The 22,152-nt window shown below is 68.8% G+C and carries 21 protein-coding genes and 2 pseudogenes; 11 read left to right on the top strand and 12 right to left on the bottom strand.

The genetic code is table 11. The features are described 5' to 3' along the window. Window positions 1-89: 89 nt before the first annotated feature. Entirely contained in the window at window positions 90-227 is a 138-nt protein-coding gene (locus tag ACFXB5_RS30795) for a hypothetical protein (protein WP_385213796.1), read from the bottom strand. A gap of 38 nt (window positions 228-265) precedes the next feature. Here ACFXB5_RS30795 and ACFXB5_RS30790 point away from each other — a divergent pair. The 7 genes and pseudogenes from ACFXB5_RS30790 to ACFXB5_RS30760 all read left to right on the top strand — a co-directional run. Further along, window positions 266-397: pseudogene (locus tag ACFXB5_RS30790) on the top strand (aminotransferase); the annotation flags it as partial. Window positions 398-847: 450 nt separating this feature from the next. After that, on the top strand, window positions 848-2,185 hold the full coding sequence (locus ACFXB5_RS30785) for a KamA family radical SAM protein (RefSeq protein WP_385213794.1): 1,338 nt from the start codon (window positions 848-850) through the stop codon (window positions 2,183-2,185). After that, window positions 2,182-3,036: an N-acyl homoserine lactonase family protein gene (locus ACFXB5_RS30780; protein WP_385213792.1), complete on the top strand. Its 855-nt coding sequence runs from the start codon at window positions 2,182-2,184 to the stop codon at window positions 3,034-3,036. The genes ACFXB5_RS30785 and ACFXB5_RS30780 overlap by 4 nt, the downstream gene beginning before the upstream one ends. After that, entirely contained in the window at window positions 3,033-4,895 is a 1,863-nt protein-coding gene (locus tag ACFXB5_RS30775; RefSeq protein ID WP_385213790.1) for an FAD/NAD(P)-binding protein, read from the top strand. The genes ACFXB5_RS30780 and ACFXB5_RS30775 overlap by 4 nt, the downstream gene beginning before the upstream one ends. Next, complete coding sequence (locus ACFXB5_RS30770; protein WP_385213787.1) at window positions 4,858-5,331, top strand: cupin domain-containing protein; 474 nt, start codon at window positions 4,858-4,860, stop codon at window positions 5,329-5,331. The genes ACFXB5_RS30775 and ACFXB5_RS30770 overlap by 38 nt, the downstream gene beginning before the upstream one ends. Then, entirely contained in the window at window positions 5,328-6,596 is a 1,269-nt protein-coding gene (locus tag ACFXB5_RS30765; protein ID WP_385213784.1) for an MFS transporter, read from the top strand. Before ACFXB5_RS30770 ends, ACFXB5_RS30765 begins: the two co-directional genes overlap by 4 nt. 16 nt (window positions 6,597-6,612) lie before the next feature. Next, entirely contained in the window at window positions 6,613-7,029 is a 417-nt protein-coding gene (locus tag ACFXB5_RS30760) for a VOC family protein (RefSeq protein ID WP_385213782.1), read from the top strand. 607 nt (window positions 7,030-7,636) lie between these two features. Here ACFXB5_RS30760 and ACFXB5_RS30755 read toward each other — a convergent pair. The 6 genes from ACFXB5_RS30755 to ACFXB5_RS30730 all read right to left on the bottom strand — a co-directional run bounded on the left by ACFXB5_RS30755 (window position 7,637) and on the right by ACFXB5_RS30730 (window position 14,023). Beyond that, window positions 7,637-8,578, bottom strand: coding sequence for a glycoside hydrolase family 3 C-terminal domain-containing protein (locus ACFXB5_RS30755; RefSeq protein WP_385213780.1), 942 nt, complete (start codon window positions 8,576-8,578; stop codon window positions 7,637-7,639). Between the two features lie 244 nt (window positions 8,579-8,822). Further along, window positions 8,823-9,491: a response regulator gene (locus ACFXB5_RS30750; protein ID WP_385213778.1), complete on the bottom strand. Its 669-nt coding sequence runs from the start codon at window positions 9,489-9,491 to the stop codon at window positions 8,823-8,825. After that, window positions 9,488-10,780, bottom strand: coding sequence for a histidine kinase (locus tag ACFXB5_RS30745; protein WP_385213775.1), 1,293 nt, complete (start codon window positions 10,778-10,780; stop codon window positions 9,488-9,490). Before ACFXB5_RS30745 ends, ACFXB5_RS30750 begins: the two co-directional genes overlap by 4 nt. 19 nt (window positions 10,781-10,799) lie before the next feature. Beyond that, window positions 10,800-11,633 (bottom strand): ABC transporter permease, encoded by an 834-nt coding sequence (locus ACFXB5_RS30740; RefSeq protein ID WP_385213773.1) that lies wholly within the window; start codon window positions 11,631-11,633, stop codon window positions 10,800-10,802. Beyond that, window positions 11,630-12,568, bottom strand: coding sequence for an ABC transporter ATP-binding protein (locus ACFXB5_RS30735; protein ID WP_385213771.1), 939 nt, complete (start codon window positions 12,566-12,568; stop codon window positions 11,630-11,632). Before ACFXB5_RS30735 ends, ACFXB5_RS30740 begins: the two co-directional genes overlap by 4 nt. Before the next feature lie 543 nt (window positions 12,569-13,111). Continuing rightward, window positions 13,112-14,023 carry an SDR family NAD(P)-dependent oxidoreductase gene (locus ACFXB5_RS30730; RefSeq protein WP_385213769.1) on the bottom strand — a complete coding sequence of 304 codons (912 nt, stop codon included), beginning with the start codon at window positions 14,021-14,023 and terminating at the stop codon, window positions 13,112-13,114. Between the two features lie 184 nt (window positions 14,024-14,207). Here ACFXB5_RS30730 and ACFXB5_RS30725 point away from each other — a divergent pair, with 184 nt between their 5' ends. The 4 genes and pseudogenes from ACFXB5_RS30725 to ACFXB5_RS30710 form a co-directional block, all read left to right on the top strand. Further along, window positions 14,208-14,717 (top strand): MarR family winged helix-turn-helix transcriptional regulator, encoded by a 510-nt coding sequence (locus tag ACFXB5_RS30725; protein WP_385213767.1) that lies wholly within the window; start codon window positions 14,208-14,210, stop codon window positions 14,715-14,717. Between the two features lie 295 nt (window positions 14,718-15,012). After that, window positions 15,013-15,948: a sensor histidine kinase gene (locus tag ACFXB5_RS30720; protein ID WP_385213766.1), complete on the top strand. Its 936-nt coding sequence runs from the start codon at window positions 15,013-15,015 to the stop codon at window positions 15,946-15,948. Further along, window positions 15,945-16,613 (top strand): response regulator, encoded by a 669-nt coding sequence (locus ACFXB5_RS30715; RefSeq protein ID WP_385213764.1) that lies wholly within the window; start codon window positions 15,945-15,947, stop codon window positions 16,611-16,613. The genes ACFXB5_RS30720 and ACFXB5_RS30715 overlap by 4 nt, the downstream gene beginning before the upstream one ends. 155 nt (window positions 16,614-16,768) lie before the next feature. Continuing rightward, window positions 16,769-17,653 (top strand): annotated as a pseudogene (locus tag ACFXB5_RS30710) (MMPL family transporter); the annotation flags it as partial. Between the two features lie 53 nt (window positions 17,654-17,706). On the opposite strand, the gene ACFXB5_RS30705 reads toward ACFXB5_RS30710, so the two are convergent. The 5 genes from ACFXB5_RS30705 to ACFXB5_RS30685 form a co-directional block, all read right to left on the bottom strand. Further along, window positions 17,707-18,747: an iron-containing redox enzyme family protein gene (locus ACFXB5_RS30705; RefSeq protein WP_385213761.1), complete on the bottom strand. Its 1,041-nt coding sequence runs from the start codon at window positions 18,745-18,747 to the stop codon at window positions 17,707-17,709. Beyond that, window positions 18,744-18,995, bottom strand: coding sequence for a CDGSH iron-sulfur domain-containing protein (locus ACFXB5_RS30700; RefSeq protein ID WP_385213759.1), 252 nt, complete (start codon window positions 18,993-18,995; stop codon window positions 18,744-18,746). The genes ACFXB5_RS30705 and ACFXB5_RS30700 overlap by 4 nt, the downstream gene beginning before the upstream one ends. Then, complete coding sequence (locus tag ACFXB5_RS30695; RefSeq protein ID WP_385213757.1) at window positions 18,979-19,659, bottom strand: HemK2/MTQ2 family protein methyltransferase; 681 nt, start codon at window positions 19,657-19,659, stop codon at window positions 18,979-18,981. Before ACFXB5_RS30695 ends, ACFXB5_RS30700 begins: the two co-directional genes overlap by 17 nt. A gap of 60 nt (window positions 19,660-19,719) precedes the next feature. Further along, window positions 19,720-19,884: a gas vesicle protein GvpK gene (gene gvpK / locus ACFXB5_RS30690; protein ID WP_385213755.1), complete on the bottom strand. Its 165-nt coding sequence runs from the start codon at window positions 19,882-19,884 to the stop codon at window positions 19,720-19,722. Window positions 19,885-20,409: 525 nt separating this feature from the next. After that, window positions 20,410-21,999 carry an FAD-dependent oxidoreductase gene (locus ACFXB5_RS30685; RefSeq protein ID WP_385213753.1) on the bottom strand — a complete coding sequence of 530 codons (1,590 nt, stop codon included), beginning with the start codon at window positions 21,997-21,999 and terminating at the stop codon, window positions 20,410-20,412. Between the last annotated feature and the right edge of the window lie 153 nt (window positions 22,000-22,152).

Genomic DNA, 22,152 nt, shown 5'->3' with positions numbered 1-22,152 from the left:
TTGCCTGTTGGCGTCGACCAGGTCGCAATGCCTTACCGTGCCACCGCAATCGTTCACTCAAAGGACATCATGAAAGCGATTATTCCGCCCTACGTCTCGCCGCCATGGACGTCGATGGGTTGCGCGCCCACATGCGGCGGCACCGCGAGATCCTGAGGTCGAAGTTCGAGACCGTGGCCCGCATCTTCGGCGAGCGACTCGATGGCACCGGCTCGCCACGTGGACACGGCCGAATGGCGGCTCCCTCCTCGCTCTCAGCGTCCTCGACGGCAGCGCTCGCGCCGTGGTGCGCCTGGCCACCGAGGCCGGCATCGCTGTCCCGCCGGCCAAGGCCCCTCCCCCCTATGGCAGCGATCCGGACGACACCGTGATCCGCATCGGCCCCACTTACCGCTGAACCAGCGAACACATTCGACAACGAGCGCAACAAGGCCGGGCCACGCCCGGCCTTGTTGTATTTACGTTGGGGGCGGTGGACCGATTGGTGCCGAATTACGCCTTTTGCCCTGTGGCGGGCTTACGTCAGTCGCACGCACGATCACTTGCGACCGCGACAGGTGTCTCATTGTTCAAGCAGGATCGTGGTGCGCCGGACGGTATGCCTGGTGACCAACTTCGCTCATAAGTGAGACCTGAGGGTGGTCGTGCATAAAACCGCAATACCAATCGTCGGCATGGCATGTGCGGCAGTAGCCGTGACCTGCGTTGCCGCCACCGCTCCCGACTTGGTGAACCCTCAAGCAGCGCACGCTTCCGGAACTGCGGAGGATGATCTCGGCCGGGGGTGGAAGGTTCGGATTGATGCTCGCCCACACCGCTCGGATTCGAACAGGGAAAGGGACTCGAATTGAGTGTCGGCAAGTTCACGCCCTACAACGGAAAAACAATTCAACGTGCCCCGCAATGGGGGCGGGTGCCTGAGGAACTCCGCGAGGCCGTCACTGTGGTCTCCCAGGTTCTCCCGTTCCGCACCAATCAGTACGTGCTCGACGAACTCATCGACTGGGACAATATCCCGGACGACCCCATCTTCCGGCTGAACTTCCCCCACCGGGCGATGCTGGACGACACCGACTACGCCACCCTGCGGGATGTCATCGCCGCTGGCGACAAGGGGCAGATCGCGCTTCACGCGAGGAAGCTCCGCGAGCAGATGAACCCCCACCCGGCCGGCCAGCAAACCCACAACGTACCTGAGTTGGACGGCAAGGAAATGTCAGGGATGCAGCACAAATACTCCCAGACAATACTGTTATTCCCTCAACACGGGCAGACCTGCCACGCCTACTGCACGTTCTGCTTCCGCTGGCCGCAGTTCGTCGGCGACGGCGAACTCGCCTTCGCCGCCAAGGATGCCCAGGGCCTGACCGCCTACCTCGCTCGCCACCGGGAGGTCACCGACGTTCTGATCACCGGCGGCGACCCGCTGATCATGCGGACAAACACGCTCGCCCGCTATATCGAACCACTCCTGGCACCGGAGTTCGAACACATCCAGAACATCCGGATCGGCACCAAATCGGTCGCCTACTGGCCCCAAAGGTTCGTCACCGACCGGGATGCCGACGAACTCATCCGGCTGTTCGAGCGGGTCGCCACCGCTGGTAAGCACCTGGCGATCATGGGCCACTACAGCCACCCCGCCGAGCTGCGCCCTGACATCGCACAGACCGCCCTGAAGCGGATCATCGCCACAGGTGCGAACATGCGCCTCCAGTCGCCGTTGCTGAGGCACATCAACGACAACGCCGAGGCGTGGCGGGAGCTGTGGACGACCGGGGTGCGGCTGGGCGCCATCCCCTACTACATGTTCGTCGAACGCGATACCGGCGCCCGCTCCTACTTCGAGATTCCCCTGGTGAGGGCGTACGAGATCTTTCGCGACGCATACCAGCGGGTCTCCGGCCTCGCCCGCACCGTGCGCGGCCCGTCGATGAGCGCGTTTCCGGGCAAAGTTCTCATCGACGGCACCCCCACCATCCGCGGCGAGAAGGTGTTCGCCCTTCAGCTCCTTCAGGGGCGTAATGCGGACTGGGCGCGTCGGCCGTTCTACGCCACGTACGATCCGGACGCGACCTGGTTCGACCAACTCATCCCGGCGTTCGGGGCGGAGAAGTTCTTCTTCGAGGACGAACTGCCGCTCCCGGCGCCCGAGGCTCGCGAACTGACGGTGGTGGGCGCATGAACCGGCCGCCAACCCACGAACTTCTCGCGCTCAGGTTCGGGACTCAGACGGGGCGACTCGCGCGGGAGAACTTCCTGTTCGCCGACGACCCCTGCGCCACTGACACGCCGGCCGGCTTCGACTTCTACATCTGGGTCATCCGAGGTCAGGATCAGGTGATCGTCGTCGATACCGGGTTTACCGCGCACACGGGTGCGCGGCGTGGTCGCGAGCAACTTCACCACCCCGTCGAGGCCCTGGCCGGTCTCGGCATGGATCCCACCGACGTGTCGCATCTGCTGATCACGCACATGCACTGGGACCATGCCGGTCACCTCGCCGCCTTCCCCACGGCTCGCGTTCATCTCCAAGAGCCGGAACTCGCGTTCTGCACCAGCCGCGCCATGCGCCAAGCCGCACCCCGCCGCCCCTTCGAGGCGGGGGATGTGAACGCGGCGATTCGGCTGCTGTTCGACGAGCGCCTCACCCTGCACCAGGGCCCGGCTACGATCGTGCCCGGCGTCGAGGTGCACCCGGCCCCTGGACATACCCCCGGCCTTCAAGTCGTACGCGTTCACACGAAGCGCGGCTGGGTCGTGTTGGCGAGCGATTCGTCGCACCTGTGGGCGAACATCCGTCGCCGGGCCCCGTTCCCGATCCTCGATCACCTCGCCTCCATGGTCGAGGCGTACGAGACCGTCGAAGATCTGGCGGACGGCGTCGACCACATCATCCCCGGTCATGATCCTCAGGTCGCCACCCGCTTCCCCCAGGTAGAGGACGACCCCCGCTGGGTGCGGTTGCACGAGGAACCCATAGCCCCGTACACCGACCCGGCGGCGCTGGAACTGCGCGAGCGGGTGATCTCGTGAGGGCTGTTCAGGTCACGATCGTCGGGCTGGGGCCGCGCGGCCTCGGCATCCTCCAGCACATCGCCCAGCGGGCCCACCAGCTCCCCGAGGGCGTTGAGCTGGACGTCCACCTTGTCGACCCCGGCGACACCGGGCAAGGGGCACACTCCAACCGGCAGCCCGACCATCTGCTCACCAACACGCTCGCCAGCCAGCTCACCATGTTCCCCGGCGGTGGCGGCCCGTCGTTCACCGATTGGGCCCAGCAGGTTGGCTACCGCCGCTTCGCGGGTGGCTACTACCGCACGGGCGAGGCAGGCGGGGAGCCGATCGGGCCACACGACTACCTGCCGCGCAACCTGCTCGGCGAGTATCTCTCCTTCGCGTCCGACCACACCCTCAGCTCGCTGCCCACGAGCGTGCGAGTGGTGCACCACCGGGCTCGCGCCATCGACATGGAGGAGCTCTCCCCGTCCGGCAGGTACGTGGTGCGGACCGAGAACGGCTACGAGATTCCCTCCGATTTCCTGTTCCTCGCCACCGGGCACTCCCGGCGCACCCCCACCGACGAGGACATCCGGTTCGAGAATTTCGTCAGCGAACACCAGGGCCGCAATGACCGCCTCGCCTACCTGGCGGACTGCTACCCGGTCGACAAGCTTGGGCGCATCGCTCCCGGGGCCACGGTGGCCGTGCAGGGTTTCGGGCTGACCGCCCACGACGTCATCGCTCACCTCACCATCGGCAGGGGCGGACGTTTCGAGGGCGACGGCCACGACATGCGCTACATACCGTGCGGGCGCGAGCCGAGCATCCTGTTGTTCTCCCGTCAGTGCCTGCCCGCCGCCGCACGCGGCATCAACCAGAAGGGCCTCGCCGGCGCCTACCAGCCGCACTTCTTAACCCTCGAGGCCATACGCGGATTGCGTGAGCACGCGAGGCGGAAGCGCGGCAGCGCGCAGATCGACTTCGAGGCGGAAGTCGTGCCGCTACTACGTCGGGAAATGGGCTACGTTTACCGCTCCACGCTGGAGAAACGTCATATCCGGCCCGACCGGTACGAATTCACAGCGGCCGATCAGGCCGCCGTCGACGCCATCGTCGACCCGCTGGTCGGCAAGAGCTTCAGGGATCTGGACGCCTTCCGCGCCTTCTTCACGGCGTTCGTCACCGAGGACCTGACGCACGCCGAGGAAGGTAACCGGACGAGCCCTGTCAAAGCGGCCACCGACGCCATCCGGGACATCCGCGCCAGCCTGCGCGAGGCCGTCGAATTCTCCGGCCTGACACCGGATTCGCATCGGGTGTTCAACACCCGATGGGTGCCGCTCATGAACAAGATCTCGTTCGGGCCACCCCGCCGCCGTAACTACGAGCTTCTCGCCCTGATGAACGCTGGTGTGGTCGATCTGGCCGGAGGACCGGGCTGCCGTATCATCCCCGATCCTGAGACGGCCCGGTTCACCGTTGAAACCCATTTCACCAACGGCCCTACCGTCCGATACGCCGACGCATTGGTGGCGGCGCGCCTGGACTTGTTCCACCCCGAGACGGACAGTTCCCCGCTGACCGCCCGCCTGCTGGCACGCGGTCTGATCCGTCCCTATAGCAACGGCTCCTACGAGCCGGGCGGTGTGGACATCACGCCCGGCGGCCGCGTCATCGCCAAGGCCGGGACGCCGCTCACAGGTGTATGGGCTGTCGGATACCCCGTCGAAGGGCCGCGGTACTACACGTACTACCTGCCCAGGGACGGGCAGAAGTCGCGATTCACGGACGAGGCGAACGCCGCCGTGTGCGACATGTGGCAGCAACTCACGATCCTCGAGGAGGATGATTCCCGTGCCGATCGGCAGCGGCAGTCAGTTTCCATACCCTGACTTCAAAAAGCGCTACGACACCCTGCTGCCCGAGCCGGTGGTGTGGCGGTGGGCGGACACCTCCGGCCGGCTCAGCGACACAGAGCACCCCGAACGCGGCACGCTCGCCCTGTCTCTGCCGAACGGCAGCGCCGAAATCATCCGTGATGTCGCCGTCGCCTACCAGGTCATCCCCGCTGGGAAGAACACCACCCCGCACGCGCATACCTGGTATCACCTGTTCGTCGTGCAAGCCGGCACCGGCACTGTCACCTTCCACGACACCAGCGAGACAACCGATCTGAGCCTCGGGGACCTTCTGCTCGTCCCGGCCTGGTCGCTGCACCACTTCAACAACCCCACGAGCCAGAACCTCGTCCTGCTGAACCTGATGAACATCCCGCTGTTGGCCGAGCTGGGGAACCTGGCCTCCAGGCAATCGGAGCCCGGCGCGTGACCGCGCAAGAGGTCGGCAAGGCGGCGCCCGCCGAGCAAGCTGCCCACTCAGCGGGCTCGTACAAGTGGGTCGTGCTCGCCGTCGCCGTTACCGCGCTGACTTCCGGCTCGATCGTCTACTCCGGCGTCAGTGTCCTGCTGCCGTTCTGGAAGAACACCTACCACCTGTCCGCGGCCACCGCCGCTCTCGCGGCCACGGCGATCCAGGCCGGGCCGATCGCCTCGATGCTGATCATCGGGCGGGCCATCGACCGCTACGGAGAGCGCTGGGTCGTCTCTCTTACAATGATCGCCATGGGCGTCACGGCGTTCATCGCCGCGGCCGCGGGTCGCAATTACCCTGTGCTGCTGCTGTTCATCCTGGTGATGGGCGCCTTCTACGGATCTATTCTGCCTGGCGGGCAGCGAGCCATCACCCGATGGTTCGAACCCGGCCTACGAGGTATGGCCACCGGTATACGCCAAGCCGGTCTGCCGATCGGCGCCTCCATCGCCGGGGCGATCCTGCCCGCCGTCGCCCTGCACCGCAGCTGGACCGCAGCCATGATCGTCCAGGGAGCGGCCGGCATCCTCGGGGGCGTGGTCTTCGCCACCTTCTACCGCCAGACGGGTGACGCCACGACGAGTGCGCGAAAGACGCCGGTGAACCTGCGCCGCTTGATCCTCGGCCTGGTGCGCGACAGGGCCGTCCGCTCGCTTCTCATCGCCGGACTCGCCTTGGCCGCGTTCCAGTACGTGTTCTCCGTGCAGATCTTGATCTTCCTCAACGATCACCTACACATCCCGATTGTCACGGCCGGCTTCATGTACTCGGTGGCCCAGGCTGCCGGGATCGCCGGCCGGATCGGTCTCGCCTGGATCAGTGACCGTTTCTGGCCCGGCATGCGGATGCGCTCGCTGAAGTGGCTGCTCGCCTTCTCCACGATCCCGATCACCGCACTCAGCGCGTTGACCCCCGGCTCGCCTCGCGTGCTCGCTTACACGCTCTGCACGCTGCTGGGCCTGCTCAGCGTCGGCTGGTACCCGCTCTACCTCGTACAGATCACCGACATCGCCCCCCAGCATGCGGTCGCCTCCACAATCAGCTTCGCGATCACCCTGAATCAGATCGTCGCCGCCACCATGCCACCGTTGTTCGGCGCGCTCGTCGGCGCCACCGGCTACACGGTCGGCTGGCTCTTCCTGGTGGTCATTCTGATCCTGACGGCTACCCAACTGCACCGCACTCAGGCCGCCCCGAACCCCATCGCATCGCAGACCTCCTGAAGGGACCCACACGCTCATGCTCAAGCGCATTGACCATATCGGTGTCGTGGTCCACGACCTGCTCCGCGCGAAGAAATTCCTTGAAAGCCTCGGTCTCAACCTCGAGTTCGAACGCGAGCTGCCCGAACGCAATGTAAAAGCGGCGTTCTACCGGGTGGGTGACGGGGCTCGTATCGAGCTCATCGAACCCACCACCAGCGAGGCCCGTCGACGCCGTCTCGGCGACCGCGTCGGCGAGACGGCTCGCATCGAGCACATCGCAGTCGAGGTCGACGACAGCATCACCGAGATCATGCAGACGCTTCGTGGCCTCGGCGTCGAATTCGTCGCTCCTCAGCCCGTGGCGATCGACGGCAACCTCAATGCTTTTTCCCGGCCCGACACCTCGGAGGGGATTCAGTTTCAGCTCGTCGAGCGCGACGCCGCAACCTGACTCACCTGCCGCAGTGTCCAGATCTTGATCGGAAAGCGAAGACTCCTTCTGAACTGGGATGACAGGGCTTGCATAGGGCTACTTTTGTTCCAGCAAGAAGACGGTTTCCGTGTATGTCGTTCGGAAACCCATCGCGGCTGCTCGGAGCGGATCCAGCGTCAACACCGTTGATTTCGCTCCTTTGGCCTGGCCGTTGACCTCGATCTTTCGTGACGGCCCGTCGGATTGTCCGGCGGGCCGTTTCGGCTGTCCGGCCTGACCGCGGGCAGGTTGGAGGCCCGTCTATCGCGCCGGGTGGGTGCGAGGTTCCCCGGCTCCGCCAGGAATAGGCGTAGGCCCATGTGCGCGCGCATGTGAACTGATCTTTGCGGGGCCCCTTTGAAGCACCCGGAGGTGCTGGTGGCGAAACTGTCGGGGCGCCAGCGGCGAGCTGGTGGGCCCGGATTGAGGTGGAGTCGAGGTTGATGTTCCAGTCGATGTCACCCGATGCGTCAGCGACGGCCTGGACGTGCTGGAGCAGTCGTTCCCAGGTGCCGTCGACCGACCACAGGGCAAAGGGCCCTGCCGCGGATCACGCGGTCGGGCCCCGGGGTCCCGGTGCGCGCGGTCAGCGCAGGTGCACGGGCACTGAGCTGGGCAGGTTGTCGACACTTGAGCCCACGTGGAGTGTGAACTCTCCCGGTTCGTAAGCCCACGTGCCCTCGTCCCAGTGCGCGAACGCGCGGGCCGGGACGGTGACGTTCACGGTCTGCGTGGTGCCCGGGGCGAGGCGGACCGCCTCGTGGCCGACGAGCCATCGCGCCGGACGGTCGACCGCCGTGTGCGCGCGGGACGCGTAGACCTGGACGATGTGCTTGCCCGCACGGCCGCCGGTGTTGGTCACCTCGGCGCGGACCTCCACCGTACCGCCGGAGCCGAACTCCGGGGTGGCGGTGGCCCGGTCCACGGTCCAGGTGGTGTAGCCGAGTCCGTACCCGAAGGGATAGCCGGGGGCGGTGCCGGATCGCAGCCACGCCCGGTAGCCCACGTGGACCCCTTCGTCGTACCGGACCTTGCCGTCCACCGGCGTCACATCGAGCACGGGTACGTCGCTCTGCCGCGCCGGCCAGGTGGTGGGCAGCCGACCGCCGGGCTCGCGCGCCCCGGTGAGCACGTCGGTGAGCGCGTTGCCGTACTCCTGGCCGCCGAACCAGGTCAGCAGGATGGCGGCGACATCGTCGCGCCACGGCAACTCGACCGGTGAGCCGGAGTTGACGGCCACCACCGTGCGGGGGTTGGCCCGCGCAACAGCGCGCACGAGTGCGTCCTGGCGGCCGGGCAGGGCGAGTGAGGTCCGGTCGAAGCCCTCCGATTCGACGCTGCTGTTCGTGCCGACGACGACCACCGCCACGTCGGCCCGCGCCGCGGCGGCGGCCGCCCGCTCGATCAGCCCGTCCGGGGCGGAATCGTCCGCTTCCGTGCCGAGCGTGTACGCGAGGGCTCCGGCGAGGCCGAGGTCCTTCGCGATCTCGTACTCGACGCGGATCTCCACCGCTTGGCCCTCGGGCACCGGGACGGCCGCGGACGTGGTCGGCGGGTGCAGGAACGAAGCGCCGAGTTGTTCATCGGCGAGCGGGACATCGGCGTCCAGGACGAGTTCTCCGTCGGCCCAGATACGCGAGACGCCCGGGGCGGCGACGCCGAGGCGGAGCGTCTCGGCGCGAGGGGAGGTGTAGCGGGTGGTGATTTCCAGGGTGTCGGAGCGGTCGACCGGGGCGTCTCCACCGAACCAGACGAGCCGGGTGGCGCCCGGTTCAACCGGCCTTGGGACGGGCGAGTCCGAGGTCGTAGGCGAAGATCACGGCCTGGATGCGGTCGCGAGCGCCGATCTTGGCCAGGATGCGCCGGACGTGGGTCTTGACGGTTGACTCGGCCAGGAAGAAATGGGCGGCGATCTCGCCGTTGGTCCAGCCCTTGCCGATGGCGACGAGAATCTCGCGCTCCCGGCCGGTGAGAGCCTTCAACCTCGCTTCCTGGGCCGGGCCATCGACAGGTTGCGGGACGTGCTGGGCGTATTCGTCCAGGAGGCGGCGGGTGAGTGCGGGAGCGATCACGGCGTCGCCGGCGGCGACGGCCCGGATACCGGCGAGGAGCTCTTCGGGGCGCACATCCTTCAGGAGGAACCCACTGGCGCCCGCTCGGAGGGCAGCGTGGACGTATTCGTCGAGATCGAAGGTGGTCAGCACCAGAATGCGGGAGCGGTCGCCGGCCGCGACGATGCGGCGAGTGGCCTCGATGCCGTCCATGCCGGGCATGCGGATGTCCATGAGAACGACGTCGGGGCATAGCTCTGCCGCCAGGCGGACGGCTTCGGCGCCGTGTGCGGCCTCACCGAGCACGGTGGTCTCGGGGACGGATTCCAGCAGGATGCGGAACGCGTAGCGCTGAAGCGCCTGGTCGTCCACGATGAGCACGGTCGTCACTGAGCACGCCCCTGGGGAGTGAGGTCGAGGGTGACCTCCACGCTCCAGCCTCCGTCGGTCGCGGGTCCCGCGCTGACGACCCCGCCGTAGAGTGCCGCTCGTTCACGCATCCCCACCAGGCCGTGTCCTTCCTCGCCGGGCGGTTGGGGCACGCCCGGCGGGCCGGTGTCCTGAACCCGGATCTCCAGCCGGGTGTCCTCGACGAGGATCGACAGGCTCACCCGGGTGTCGGCACCGGCGTGCTTGAGAGTATTGGTGAGGGCTTCCTGGACGATGCGATACGTGGTCAACTGCACCCCTTTGTCCAACATATCCATGTCACCGACAGTGCGATAGACGACCTCCGGGCCGGCGGCCCGCACACCGGCACACAACATGTCGATGTCCATGATGCCGGGCTGTGGGCTGAGCAAGGGCTCGGACGACGGGGAGTCCGCCACCTCGCGCAGCACGCCGAGCACTCTCCGCAGCTCGCCAAGAGCTTGACGGCCGGTGTCACCGATCAGGTTCAGCGCTTCCTTACCGCGTTCCGGAGCCGCATCGGTGGCGTAGGCGCCCGCGTCTGCGAGGTTGATGATGATGGCCAGGTTGTGTCCGACGATGTCGTGCATCTCGCGGGCCACCCGGGCTCGTTCAGTGGCGGTCGCCAGCCTGCTGCGCTGGTCGCGCTCGATCTCCAGCCGGGCCGCCCGTTCCCGCAGCCCGGCGAGCTGGGCCCGGCGAATCCTGATCATGAGGCCGAGCGCAAGGGCGGCGGTCGCCGTGCTCATGAGGAAGAACAGCGCGCCCCAGATGGACACGGGCGGAGATACCCGGAGCGCGACCAGCACCATGGCGCCCGCCATGACGGCGCAGGCCCATGGCAGCTGCGGAAGCCTTCCGTGCAGGGCCAGGCTGTACAGGGCGACGAAGAGGGCGATGTCCGCGCGCAGTCCGGCATTGAGTGACCACTGGAGCAGGAATACGGCCGCGATGACACCGAAGGCCATCAGCGGTTTCCGCCGCCGCCACAGCAGGGGCAGTACCAGCCCGGCCTGCAGCGCAAGCGTCGCCACCAGTGGCAGTTCGGTGAGCGTGAGAAGCAGCTTGCGCGGGCCATCGTCCCCCGCCTCCAAGTCCTCGGGTAGCAGGTCCGGCAGGCAGAACAGCACGACGGCCAGCACGACCACCGTGGTGTCCAGCACCCAGGGGTGGGCGTGGCCCCAGTGCCGCAACCGCTGGCCGCCTCGGTTCAGCCGGGCGACCAGGCGTCCCATGCCGCCGGTGCCGTCGATGCTCACGGATGTCACCTTCTGTCGGTCCAGGCGGTCAGACGTCGCTGCGCTTGAGCCGGTACGCGGCGCCCGCCAGCACGAGGACCGTCCAGCCCAGGAACACCGCCAGGCCGGCCCCCGGGGACAGGGTGGAGGAGTCGTGTGTCAGGGCGAAGATGGACTCGCCCGCGTTGCTCGGCAGGTAGGGGCTGACGTTGTCCTGCCAGGAACTGGGCAGGAGCTGGGTCAGCCCGGGAACCAGGAGGAACACGCCGACCAGCACCGAAATGCCGCCCGCCACCGACCGCAACAAGGCGCCCAGGGCCGTACTGACCACCCCGACCAGGCCGAGGTAGAGCCCCGCCCCCAGCAGGCACCGCACGACACCCGTGTCCGACAGGCTCTGGGCCGCCGGGGTGCCGGAGACGATCTGGCTGCCGACCAGGAAGGCCACCAACGCGCCGGCCGTGCCGACCAGCGACGCCACCAGCCCGTACAACGCGGCCTTGGACCACAGCACCGGCAGCCGACGCGGCACCGCCGCCAGCGACGAGCGGACCATGCCGGTCGAGTACTCCCCCGCCATCACCAGCACACCGAGGACACCGAGGGCCAGCTGCGCGAAGGGGATACCGAACAGGGACAGGTCCACGGCCCTGGAGCTGTCGAAGTCGCTGTCCAGATTGCCGGATGCGAACTGCCAGGAAATAATCAGCCCGAACACCAGCAGGAACAGCAGGCCGAGGGCCAGCGTGATGGGCGTCGAGCGCAGGGACCACAGTTTGGCCCACTCCGAGCGCAGCACGCGCCATCCGGTCACCTTGTAGCGGGGGCGAGGGGGAGCGGTCGGCTCCTGCCGGGGCTCGGCGATCGTGGTGAGGGAACTCATGCCACCCTCCCGAGGGTGTCGATGGTGGTCGTGGTGCCGTGGTACTCCACCGCATCCCTGGTCAGGTCCATGAACGCCGCTTCCAGCGACACCGTCCGGTCGCTCAGTTCGAACAGCGGGATTCCGTGCTCCGCCGCCTTCAGCCCGATTTCGCGGGTGGTGAGCCCTGTGACGTGCAGTTCCTCGGAGCCGACCTGGCCGGTGATGTCGACGCCCGGTCCCGCCAGGACGTCCCGCAACCGCGCCGGATCCTGCGTCGCCACCTTCACCGTGTCGCCGCCCGCCTCCCGTACCAGATCCCGCACGGTCGTGTCGGCCAGCAACCGCCCGCGCCCCACGATGATCAAATGGTCCGCCACCAGCGCCATCTCACTCATCAGATGCGAGGAGACGAACACCGTCCGCCCCTCCGCCGCGAGCTCCGTCAGCAGATTGCGGATCCACAGCACGCCCTCCGGATCGAGACCGTTGACCGGCTCGTCCAGCATCACCGTCTGCGGATCGCCGAGCAGTGCCGCCGCGATGCCGAGCCGCTGCCCCATGCCGAGGGAGAAGGCTCCGGCCCGCTTCTTCGCCACGCTGCCCAGCCCGGCGAGGTCGATGACCTCGTCGACGCGGCCGCGGGGGATCCCGTGCGTCAGCGCGAGTGCCTTGAGGTGGTTGTACGCCGAGCGGCCCGGGTGGATCGACTTCGCCTCCAGGAGCGCGCCGACCTCCTGGAGCGGCGCCCGGTGCTGGGCATAGTGGCGGCCGTTCACCATCAGAGAGCCGCTCGTCGGGGCATCCAGTCCGACGATCATGCGCATCGTGGTGGACTTCCCCGCGCCGTTGGGCCCCAGGAAGCCGGTCACGGTGCCCGGCTTCACGGTGAAGTCCAGCCGGTCCACCGCGGTCTTCTCCCCGTACCTCTTGGTCAGTAGCTGTGCCTCGATCATTCGCGTGCCTTCCCTCGGCCTCGAGCGCCCGTCGGGCGCCTCACCGGCAACGCTAGGAGCGAAGCGGCCCCGTAGGGTCACACCGTGGGCTGATCCACGGCGGTGGGCGTCGTACCGCGGTACGACACGGGCGTCTGACGAAAGCCTTGCACCCCCGGTGCTCACAGCGCCCCGGACTTGCCCGCGCGGCCGGTGACCGTGCCGCGCCAGTCGCTGAGCGACCCAGGGCTCGATGGCGCTGTCGCAGGAGTCGTCGCGGCGAGTGGCACGGCGGCGTTCGCGATCGCGGCGGCGCTCCGGCGGGGCCGGCCTCCAGAATACCGATCAGGCCCATGGGCATGGTCGGACCGGGTTCGTCGAGGCACTCGATGGCGATCTCCAGGATGCCGCCTGGACGGGGAGGTGGTACTCCGCCAGGCTCGGGGGCACGATCCGCCCGCTATGGGGGCGATGAGCCTCTCCTGCCGTGTCGACCGTCTGTGTGTCCGCCATCATTCGCTCTCTACCAGGACCGCGGTCCTGGCTCGCTGTTGTCCCGCGGTGTCACTCGATACCGACCATGGCCGCGCTCTCGCGCCACAGCCGGTCCTGGGCATCTTGGTTTCGCGCCAGTTCCGAGGGATCGGGGAATGTCGGTTGCCCCTTGACCAGGGAGATGTAGATCCGACCGGGTGGTGGAGTGACGGTCCCCAGAGAGACCTCGGCCAGCGCCTCACCCGAGCGCTCAGGTGTACCCATGACGTATTCGGGGCGGAAGAGACCGACCAGGCGGAACACGGTACGCATCAGGAGCGTGACGAACATGCGCCTGGCGCGCGAGCTGTCACGGCCGAGCGAGGTGCCACCGGTGAGGCCGGGACTGAAGGCGATCACGCTGATCCGGCGGGCCTTGACCTCGTCCAGCGCGGCGAAGGACTGAGCGGTCAACAGATTGCACAGCTTGGACGCCGAGTAGGCGCGCACACCCGACCCGAAGCCACCCTTGCCCGGATGCGCCAGCGTCCGCGGCTCGAGGGTCTTGGGTGCGATCGGAGTGACGGCGGGGTCATGCGTCTCACTCGTGGTGATCACCAGGCGGCCGTGGTCGGCCATGTGCGGCACCAGGAGCCGGGCCAGCAGATAGTGGGCGAGGTGGTTGACCGCGAAGGTCAGCTCGTAGCCGTCCGCGCTCCGCGCCTCGGCGTTGGAGGTCTGCATACCGGCGTTGAGGACGAGGATGTCGATGCGGGCGTCACCGAGCTGCCGTGTCACCGCGTCGGCGAAGTCACGGACACTATCGAGCGAGGCCAGATCGAGTGGGATGACCTCGGCACCGCGTGGCACGGTGCCGCTTCCACGGACGCCGATGATGATCCGCGTGTCGGGCTGAGTAGCGATGTGCCGCAGCGCGTGCGCGCCGAGCCCGGCCGTGCCGCCGGTCATGACGACAACACGCTGCGGTGTGGCTTGGTCCATGGCTGGTCGTTCCGTCCTGATCAGTGTGGGGTCTGCCGGTCGCGCTCTGGGGCGCGGCTCTCGGGGTGCGGCTTTCGGGGTGCGGCTTTCGGGGTGCGACTCGCTGCCGGTTGCCGACAGGGCGCCACCCCTGAGACCATTGTTACCGTAACCGCAGTTAAATTAACAACTGATAGGATCTGCATTGTCGAGATCGGTTTCCGGCTCGGGCACACCGGGCGAGACGTCCGCGCCCGCGACAGGCCACCAGCTGCTCACCGGATTCGCGAGCCTGCGCAAGGGCCTGCGGCAGTGGATGCACGCGAACATCCCCACCGACAGCGGGATGACGGTGCCGCGCGCGACCCTGCTCATGGGCCTGACGCTCAAGAGCGAGCCGGCGGGCATGGGCGAACTCGGGGAACCCCTGGGCATGTCGCCCCGGAGCATGACCGTCCTGGTGGACGGCCTGGAGAAGGAGGGCCTGGTCCGCCGTGTCAGCCATCCGCACGACCGCCGGGTCAAGCTGGTCGAACTCACCCCGGCCGGTCGGCAGGTCGTGGAGCAGGACCTCGGGCCGTCACACGATGCGGCTGCCGCACTGTTCGACGACTTCACCGCCGAGGAACGGGACGAGTTGCTCCGGCTGCTGATGAAAGTGGCCGGCTCCCTGCGCGCACGCGGGATCGACATGCCCTCCCCCGGCCAAGGCTGATCGACGCAGCATGGCCGATCACCCGCGAGGTGAACGATGACATCACCGGCCCCCAGACATGGGCGCCCGCCATTCAGGGACGCGCTGCTGGCCACAGGTGTGTACGGGATCTCGCTGCTGATCCCGGTCCTGGACGGCAATGGCGGCACCGGGCCGCTGACCGTCCCCGGCGCGTTCCTCGGGGCCGTGATCTGCGCCTCGCTGGTCCTCCGGCGGCGCTGGCCGCTGGTGGTGCTCGCCGTGACCGCCTCGGGAACAGCGACCTCTCTCATCCAGCGGACACAAGAGCCCACTGATGCTGGCGACGATGGTGGCGATGTACACGTGCGCGCTGCGCCGGCCACGGCGCGACGCGGTCTCGGCGGTCGCCGTGGTCGCGGTCCTGCTGGCCGGGGCGAGCGTGGTGTTCGGCCACCGGGGATGGACCAGCCCGGAGAGCGTCGCGCTGCTCGCGCTGAGTGCGTCGGCCGCGGCGGTCGGGTTCGCGGTCCGCAACCGGCGCGCCTACGTCGCCGCGGTCGAGGAGCGGGCGCGGCGGGCCGAACAGACGCGGGAGGAGGAGGCGCGCCGACGGGTCATCGACGAGCGGCTGCGGATCGCCCGCGAGCTGCACGACATCCTGGCCCACCACATCGTCCTCATCAATGTGCAGGCGGCGGTGGTGGATCACGTGATGGAGACGGAGCCCGTCCAGTCCAGAGAGTCGCTCGCGCACATCCGGCGGGCCGCCCGGTCCTCGCTGGAAGAGGTCCGCACCACGATCGGGCTGTTGCGCCAGCCGGACGCACCGGACGAGGCGGCCGTCGAGCCGTCTCCGGGCCTTGACGCCCTGCCCGACCTGATCGCGGGCTTCATGTCCGCCGGCCTGATCGTCGACCAGAAAGTCGCGGGCACACCGGTGGATCTGCCCGCGGCGGTGGGGCTCACCGCGTACCGGCTCGTCCAAGAGGCTCTGACGAACGCGAGGAGGTACGCCGCGCGCCCCTACGCCGAGCTGGGACTCGACTACCTGCCGTCCGCGCTGTGCGTCCGCGTCAGCAATCCGGCCCATCCCGCCTCGCGGTCCGGGTCCTCCGCGACGCCCGATCCGCTGGAACTCGGGAAGGGCGGTCATGGGCTGCTCGGCATGCGGGAACGCGCCCACGCTCTCGGCGGGACGTTCGTGGCCCGGATGACCGACCACCGCTTCGAGGTCCACGCCCTCCTGCCGCACGAGGGGACAGAAGCGTGACGATCAAGGTCCTGCTCGCCGACGACCAGGAGCTGGTCAGAACAGGCTTCAAGATCCTGGTGAACGCCACACCCGACATGGAGGTGGTGGGCGAGGCGTGCGACGGACGGGAAGCGGTCCGGCTCGCCGCCGAGGCCGACGTCGTGCTGATGGACATCCGGATGCCCGGCTCGGACGGCCTCACCGCCACCCGACAGATCACCTCCGAGCTGCCGGACGTCCGCGTCCTGGTGCTGACCACGTTCGAAGTCGGCGAGTATGTGTTCGCCGCACTGCGCGGCGGGGCCAGCGGGTTCCTCGGCAAGGGCGTCCAGCCGGCCGAGCTACAGGAAGCGATCCGCCTGGTCGCCCGGGGCGAACAGCTGCTTTCCCCCGGCGCGACGCGCGCACTGATCGCCCGGTTCCTGCGCGGACCCGCCCAGGACACGGGCCGCGCCGCTGAACGGCTTGCGGTGCTCACCGAGCGGGAGCGCGAAATCCTCATCCTCGTGGCGGCCGGGCTCGGCAACGACGAGATCGCCGAACGCCTTGGCATCAGTCCCTACACCGCCAAGACCCATGTGAACCGGACGCAGACCAAGCTCGACGCGCACGACCGGGCCCAGCTCGTCATGCTCGCCTACGAGACGGGCCTGGTCAGGCCGGGTTCACCACCTGGGGCGTAGGCGGTACTGCGATCGCGGTACGCCGGAAACCGTCCGGCAGACCCACGATCAGGCCGCGAGGGCGCACCCGATTGGAAAACACCATGTCGGCATCGCCCTGAGGAGTTCTCTTGTCCGCCCTTGCCCGCTGGTGCTATCGCCACCGGCTTCTCGTCGTGCTGCTCTGGGTGGCCGTGCTCGCCGTTCTGGGCCTGGCCTCGACCGCCGCCGGTTCCAAGAGCAGCGACAGTTTTTCCCTGCCCGGTACCGAGTCGAGCAAGGCGCTCGACCTGCTGCAGAAGACGATGCCCGCCCAGTCCGGCGCCAACGCCACCGTGGTGTGGCAGTCGGACGGCGACGTCCGGGACCTTGCCGTCAAGAACCGGATGACCGCCACCCTCGACCGGCTCGCCACGGTGCCGGACGTGGGCGCGATCACCAGCCCCTACAACGCGCGGGGCACGCGGCAGATCAGCGCGGACGGGCACACCGCGTACGCCGCCGTGGACTTCACCAAGCAGAGCCGCGAGCTGGCGAAGGCTGATCTCCAGAAGTTCGTCGACACCGCCGAGGAGGCCCGCGGCGACGGCCTGAAGGTGGAGCTCGGCGGCGATCCGATCAGCCAGGTGCAGGAACCCGAGACGAACATCAGCGAACTCGTCGGCATCGTCGCCGCCGCGGTGGTGCTGTTCGTGGCGTTCGGCTCGCTGTTCGCGATGCTGCTGCCCATCGGCACCGCGATCGCCGGGGTCGGCACCGGGCTCATGACCGTCACGCTGCTGACCCACGTCATGGGCATCGGCGAGGTCGGCCCCATCCTCGGCGCGCTGATCGGTCTCGGTGTCGGCATCGACTACGCGCTGTTCATCGTCACCCGGCACCGATCCAACCTGAAGTCCGGCATGGACGTGGAGTCATCGGTCACCAAGGCCATCAACACCTCCGGCCGCGCGGTGCTGTTCGCGGGCGGCACCGTCGTGGTCGCCCTGTTCGGCCTGTTCGTACTCGGTGTGAGCTTCCTCAACGGCATGGCGGTGGCCTCGGCGACCACCGTCGTCTTCACCGTCCTCGCATTCGCATGCCCACGTCGGCGAGACGGAAGGACGGGAGCCGGTCAGGCGCGTGATACCGCGGTACGAAGGCGCAGCGGGGCCCTCAGCGCGCTGCGGCCGTCCCGCCACGCTCCCAGAAGACACGCGCCCAGACGGCCCTCAAGGAAGCCGGTGGCCTCGATGCCGAAGGCCACGTCCGGCGCCAGCCAGGGCTCGTCCAGCAGCAAGCCGCCGATCACCTCTCGGCGTACGACCTGCTCGTGCACCGCGTCCGCCTCCACGTGTTCGTCGAAGTACCGCTCCGCGGCGGGACCAGCCCCGTTGCGTCGCATCGCCCGGGCCAGCCGCCGGGACGCGGGAGGAGAGGTGACCTCCACCGCGGCGAAGTGGCCGACCAACGCGCCACGCAGCGCCCGGTGCAGCCCCAGCAGTGACATCAGATTGACCGTGGCGAACGCCCCGGCAGGTGCGCTGTCCACGTAGCGGCCGTACGCGGTCTCCAGACCCAGATCGGCCATGAGATCGGCGAACAGCCGGGAATGGATCTCCTCGGCGCGTCCGCCACCGAACTCGTCGAACTCCACGGCCACCATCGCGGCCTTCGCACGGCCACGGAGCCGCGGAATGACCCAGGCGTGCGGATCGGCCTCCTTGAGGTGGTACAGGGATCGCAGCGCCGCGTACTCGCGCAACTGCCACAGGCGGCCTTCGCGGTGCAGATAGTGGCTGACGCTTGTGCCACTGTCCCCGGCGGGCTCAGTGAGCAGCGACTCCATGGCCTCCTCCGGGGTCGTCGCGCGGACATCGGCGCGCAGGGAGCGGAGGAAGGACTCCTCCAGATCACGGCGCAGCGACAGGAGCGCGGGGTCCCATTCCAGAGTGTCGTCCACTCCGCGAAAGCCCTGGTAGTGCAGCTCATACAGCAGGTACAGAGCGAGCTGGACATCCTCGCTGTAGGGGTCCGCGCGCTTCGCTCGCGCACGCGTGGGAAGGGCGCCCGTCCCCGTCCGGAGCCACGGCACGACGGCTGCCGACACAGGGCCGCGTGGCGGTGGCAGCTCGGGGCCTTCTGCCGTCGCGTCGGGGTCCTGGACGGCCGTCATCCGCTCTCCTCCTTCCCCTCGGCGCGCGGGCGTGGCCGGCGGTCTCCCCCGGCCCGTTGTGTGCGGGTGCGGTGGCTGGTGTCACACCAGGGGTAGATGCCACTGCGGTGGCAGGTGCAGATCGCGGCGGCGAACCGTCGGGAGACGACGGTGCCGTTCTCGTCGACCACTTCCACCGGGCCCTCGATCACGAGCGGGCCATCGGGGTCGATGATGATGCGACGGGGGCGTTCAAAGGCGTTGGGCACGGATGACCACCAGCTCTTCTCTGTCGTCGCTGTCTTCCAGCATGCCCTGCTGCCGCAGCCACGGCAGCCGGGGACGGAGCACCTGCCCGAAGGGCACGAGCGCTCGCTCGATGACCTCGGCCCGCAAGCCGACCCCCGACAGGTGTCGCAGTGTCGTCCCGGTACCGCACAGACCGGAATGGACCATGAGCAGCACTCCGTGAGCACGGAGCACCGACGGCGCGGCGTCACAGAGCCGGTCCACCACCGCCCGGCCATCGCCTCCCCCGTGCCAGGCACGAGCACCGCCACGTCCGGGCAGCCGTCCGTCCGGGTCCGGCAGATACGGGGGATTGGTCACCAGGACGTCGAACGAACGGCCCCGCACCGGGTCAGCCAAGTCGCCGCGCCGCACCCGGACGTGCTGCCGGTACAGCAGGGCGTTCACACGCGTGGCGACCACCGCCCGCCACGCGATGTCCACCGCCGTGACCCGTGCCCCGCGCCGCGCCGCCGCTACCGCGAGGACACCGCTTCCGCTGCCGACGTCCAGTACATCCGTACCGGTGCCGACGTCTTCCCGGCGCAACGCCCGCAACAACAGTCTGGTGTCGTGTTGGGGAACGTACACACCGGGGAATGTCATCACCCGCGGTTCCGGCGCCGTTCTCGTGTCCGCGAACATGGTCCATCGCCAACTCGTGCTAGTCGCGGGGCAGGGGGCCCAGTGGGCCGAGGTCGAGCTTCAGGTCCTGTTCTCGGTCAGGCCGAAGTGCTCGGGCGGTTCCGTCGTGTTCTCCTCCAGGGTCATCAGGGTCACTCCGAACTTCTCGATCCGCTCGGCGCTGAGGCCGCCCTGGCCGATCCGGCGCGGCGCCTGCCGCTCCATCAGCCGGCGCAGCGGCTCCACGATGTCACCCCTCCCCTTGAGCGGTCAGTATTGATGTGAACCTATTTTCAAGTATGTATCATCTGGGCGTCTTCGGAAGGTTTATACACCGATCTGCGCCTTTGGCTGACTGGCTCGTGTGGTGACGCTGGGTGTTGGATCGGACTGAAGCGACTTCGGTGCTGATGACCTCCCCGCGTCCTCGCCCCGAGGGCTCGCCGTCCGCCCCGGATTGGCCCCGGCCACCGGCCCCGGGCCGGTGTGCGGGTGCCGCACGGCACCGAGACGCCGCACGTGCCCGGGAGGGGGACACTGGCCGCACTCCCGCTCGGCTGATCATCGCCAAGATGGAAGCCGGCGACCACGGCGGCACTCTCCGCAACGGCGCCACCATCCTGTTCTGCGATTCGATTCCCGCCCCGGCGAGCAGGCAGTCCAACTGGTGGGTTCCCCGAACGGCGAGCCGAGCCGCTCGTCCGGTCTTCCGCACGCGTGCCCCTGCGGCGTCGGCGCATTCGCGAACGGCTGCCGGTGGCGGACCAATGCTCATCCCGCGCCGTCCCCACCAGCCTCCTCGCCCCGCGCTTTGCCCTCGTCGTCGTCGATCCGCTTCAGCGGGCGTACCGCCGGGCCCTGGAGCACGCTGCCGTCGACGGCGAACCGCGAGCCGTGGCACGGGCACTCCCAGCTCCGCTCGGCGTCGTTGAACCGCACCAAGCAGCCCAGGTGGGGGCAGCGGGCGGACAGCGTGTGCAACTCGCCCTCCTGATCACGGTGGACGGCCCGCTGGCGCCCGCCGAGGCGGACGACCGCCCCGCCACCCGGCGGGATGTTCCGTATCGTGTCGGTGCCGTCGCCGGACAGCCGGTCGCCGATGAAGTGGCGTGCGACGGTGGCCTGGACCCGCAGCAGCGCCGGGGCCTCGCGCACCAGGTGCAGCCGCCGCGGATCGTACAGGCCCACCCACGGCAGGGGCCGTCCGGTGAGCCGCGCGGCCAGCAGCCTGCCGGCGAGTACGCCGCCGGTCATGCCCCACCCGGCGAACCCCGTGGCCACGAAGGCATGGCGGGAGGCCGGGTGCAGGGTGCCGACATAGGGCACGTGATCGGTGGTCCAGCTGTCCTGCGCCGCCCAGCGGAAGGCGGGTACGGCGCCGGGGAAACGGTCATGCGTCCAGTCGATCAGCCGCGCACAGCGCCGCTCGACATCACCGACGCCGGGGGTGAACTTCTCGCCGGTGACGATGAGCAACCGCTGCCCCTCCCGATAGGGCACGGTGCGTACCGAACGGGTGCCGTCCTCCGGTGTGAGATACATGCCGCGCGGGGCGCGGTCGGAGGGGAGCACGGCGGCGACGACCAGCTCCCGCTTCACCTCCAGACGGGGGAAGAGCAGGGCCCGGTCGAAGATCGGATAGGCCGTCGCCACGACCACGTCGCGGGCCCGCAGCCGCGCCCCGCGGTCGGTGGTCAGGCGGCACGGATGACCCTCGCTGAGACTCACCACCCGCGAGTGCTCGAAGACCAGACCGCCCCGCGCGACCAGATCCTCCACCAGCGCCAGCAGATACTTCCGCGGGTGGAACTGCGCCTGCCCCGCCACCTCCACCGCGCCCGCGACGGGGAAGGGCAGATCGGTCCCGGTCGTGAACGAGGCATCCAGTCCGGCCGCCGAGGCGGCCTCCACCTCGGCCCGCACCTTCTCCACGGCCTCCTCGCCCTCGGCGTAGGTGAAGGCGGAGGACTCCTCCAGATCGCAGTCGATCCCCAGCTCGGCGGTCACCTGCCGCACCCGGTCCACGGCGTCGGCCTGCGACCTGGCGTAGAGCCGGGCCGCCTCCTCCCCTCGCGCGGCACGGATGTCCTGATAGGCCAGACCCTGGAGGGCGGAGAGCTTGGCCGTGGTGTGCCCGGTGGCCCCGGCGGCGAGCCGGTCCGACTCCACCAGCGCCACCCGGCGCCCGGCGCGTGCCAGCTCCCACGCCGTGCTGATGCCCGCGATGCCCCCGCCGACCACGGCGACCTCGACATCGGGCGCGGTGCCCTCCCAGTCGGGCTCCAGGGCCGGGTACGACGGTCCCGGCGCCGATGACATCCAGTACGACAAGGGCGCGTATCCGGTGGGAATACTCGTCATCGCCGGCTCCTCTCCCGATGGCTTCCCGGCCTCGGTCCCGCCCCGGGTGCCCCCCGATCCAGCCCCTGACGCGCGGGCCCCGGGGCGGCCACCCGGGTGGCGGGCGTCCGGCGGGCCGGGGGCCGCTCGCCAGATGGCGTCCGGGGAGTCGGC

Source organism: Streptomyces sp. NPDC059455 (genome assembly GCF_042750115.1).
Classification (GTDB): domain Bacteria; phylum Actinomycetota; class Actinomycetes; order Streptomycetales; family Streptomycetaceae; genus Streptomyces; species Streptomyces endocoffeicus.
This window is presented reverse-complemented; position numbering and strand designations above follow the sequence as displayed.

Coding starts and splice junctions, on each gene's coding strand:
- ACFXB5_RS30780 (WP_385213792.1), top strand. CDS start 2,182: ATGAACCGGCCGCCAACCCACGAACTTCTCGCGCTCAGGTTCGGGACT.
- ACFXB5_RS30760 (WP_385213782.1), top strand. CDS start 6,613: ATGCTCAAGCGCATTGACCATATCGGTGTCGTGGTCCACGACCTGCTC.
- ACFXB5_RS30740 (WP_385213773.1), bottom strand. CDS start 11,633: ATGAGTTCCCTCACCACGATCGCCGAGCCCCGGCAGGAGCCGACCGCT.
- ACFXB5_RS30735 (WP_385213771.1), bottom strand. CDS start 12,568: ATGATCGAGGCACAGCTACTGACCAAGAGGTACGGGGAGAAGACCGCG.
- ACFXB5_RS30730 (WP_385213769.1), bottom strand. CDS start 14,023: ATGGACCAAGCCACACCGCAGCGTGTTGTCGTCATGACCGGCGGCACG.
- ACFXB5_RS30720 (WP_385213766.1), top strand. CDS start 15,013: ATGCTGGCGACGATGGTGGCGATGTACACGTGCGCGCTGCGCCGGCCA.
- ACFXB5_RS30705 (WP_385213761.1), bottom strand. CDS start 18,747: ATGACGGCCGTCCAGGACCCCGACGCGACGGCAGAAGGCCCCGAGCTG.
- ACFXB5_RS30695 (WP_385213757.1), bottom strand. CDS start 19,659: ATGTTCGCGGACACGAGAACGGCGCCGGAACCGCGGGTGATGACATTC.
- ACFXB5_RS30685 (WP_385213753.1), bottom strand. CDS start 21,999: ATGACGAGTATTCCCACCGGATACGCGCCCTTGTCGTACTGGATGTCA.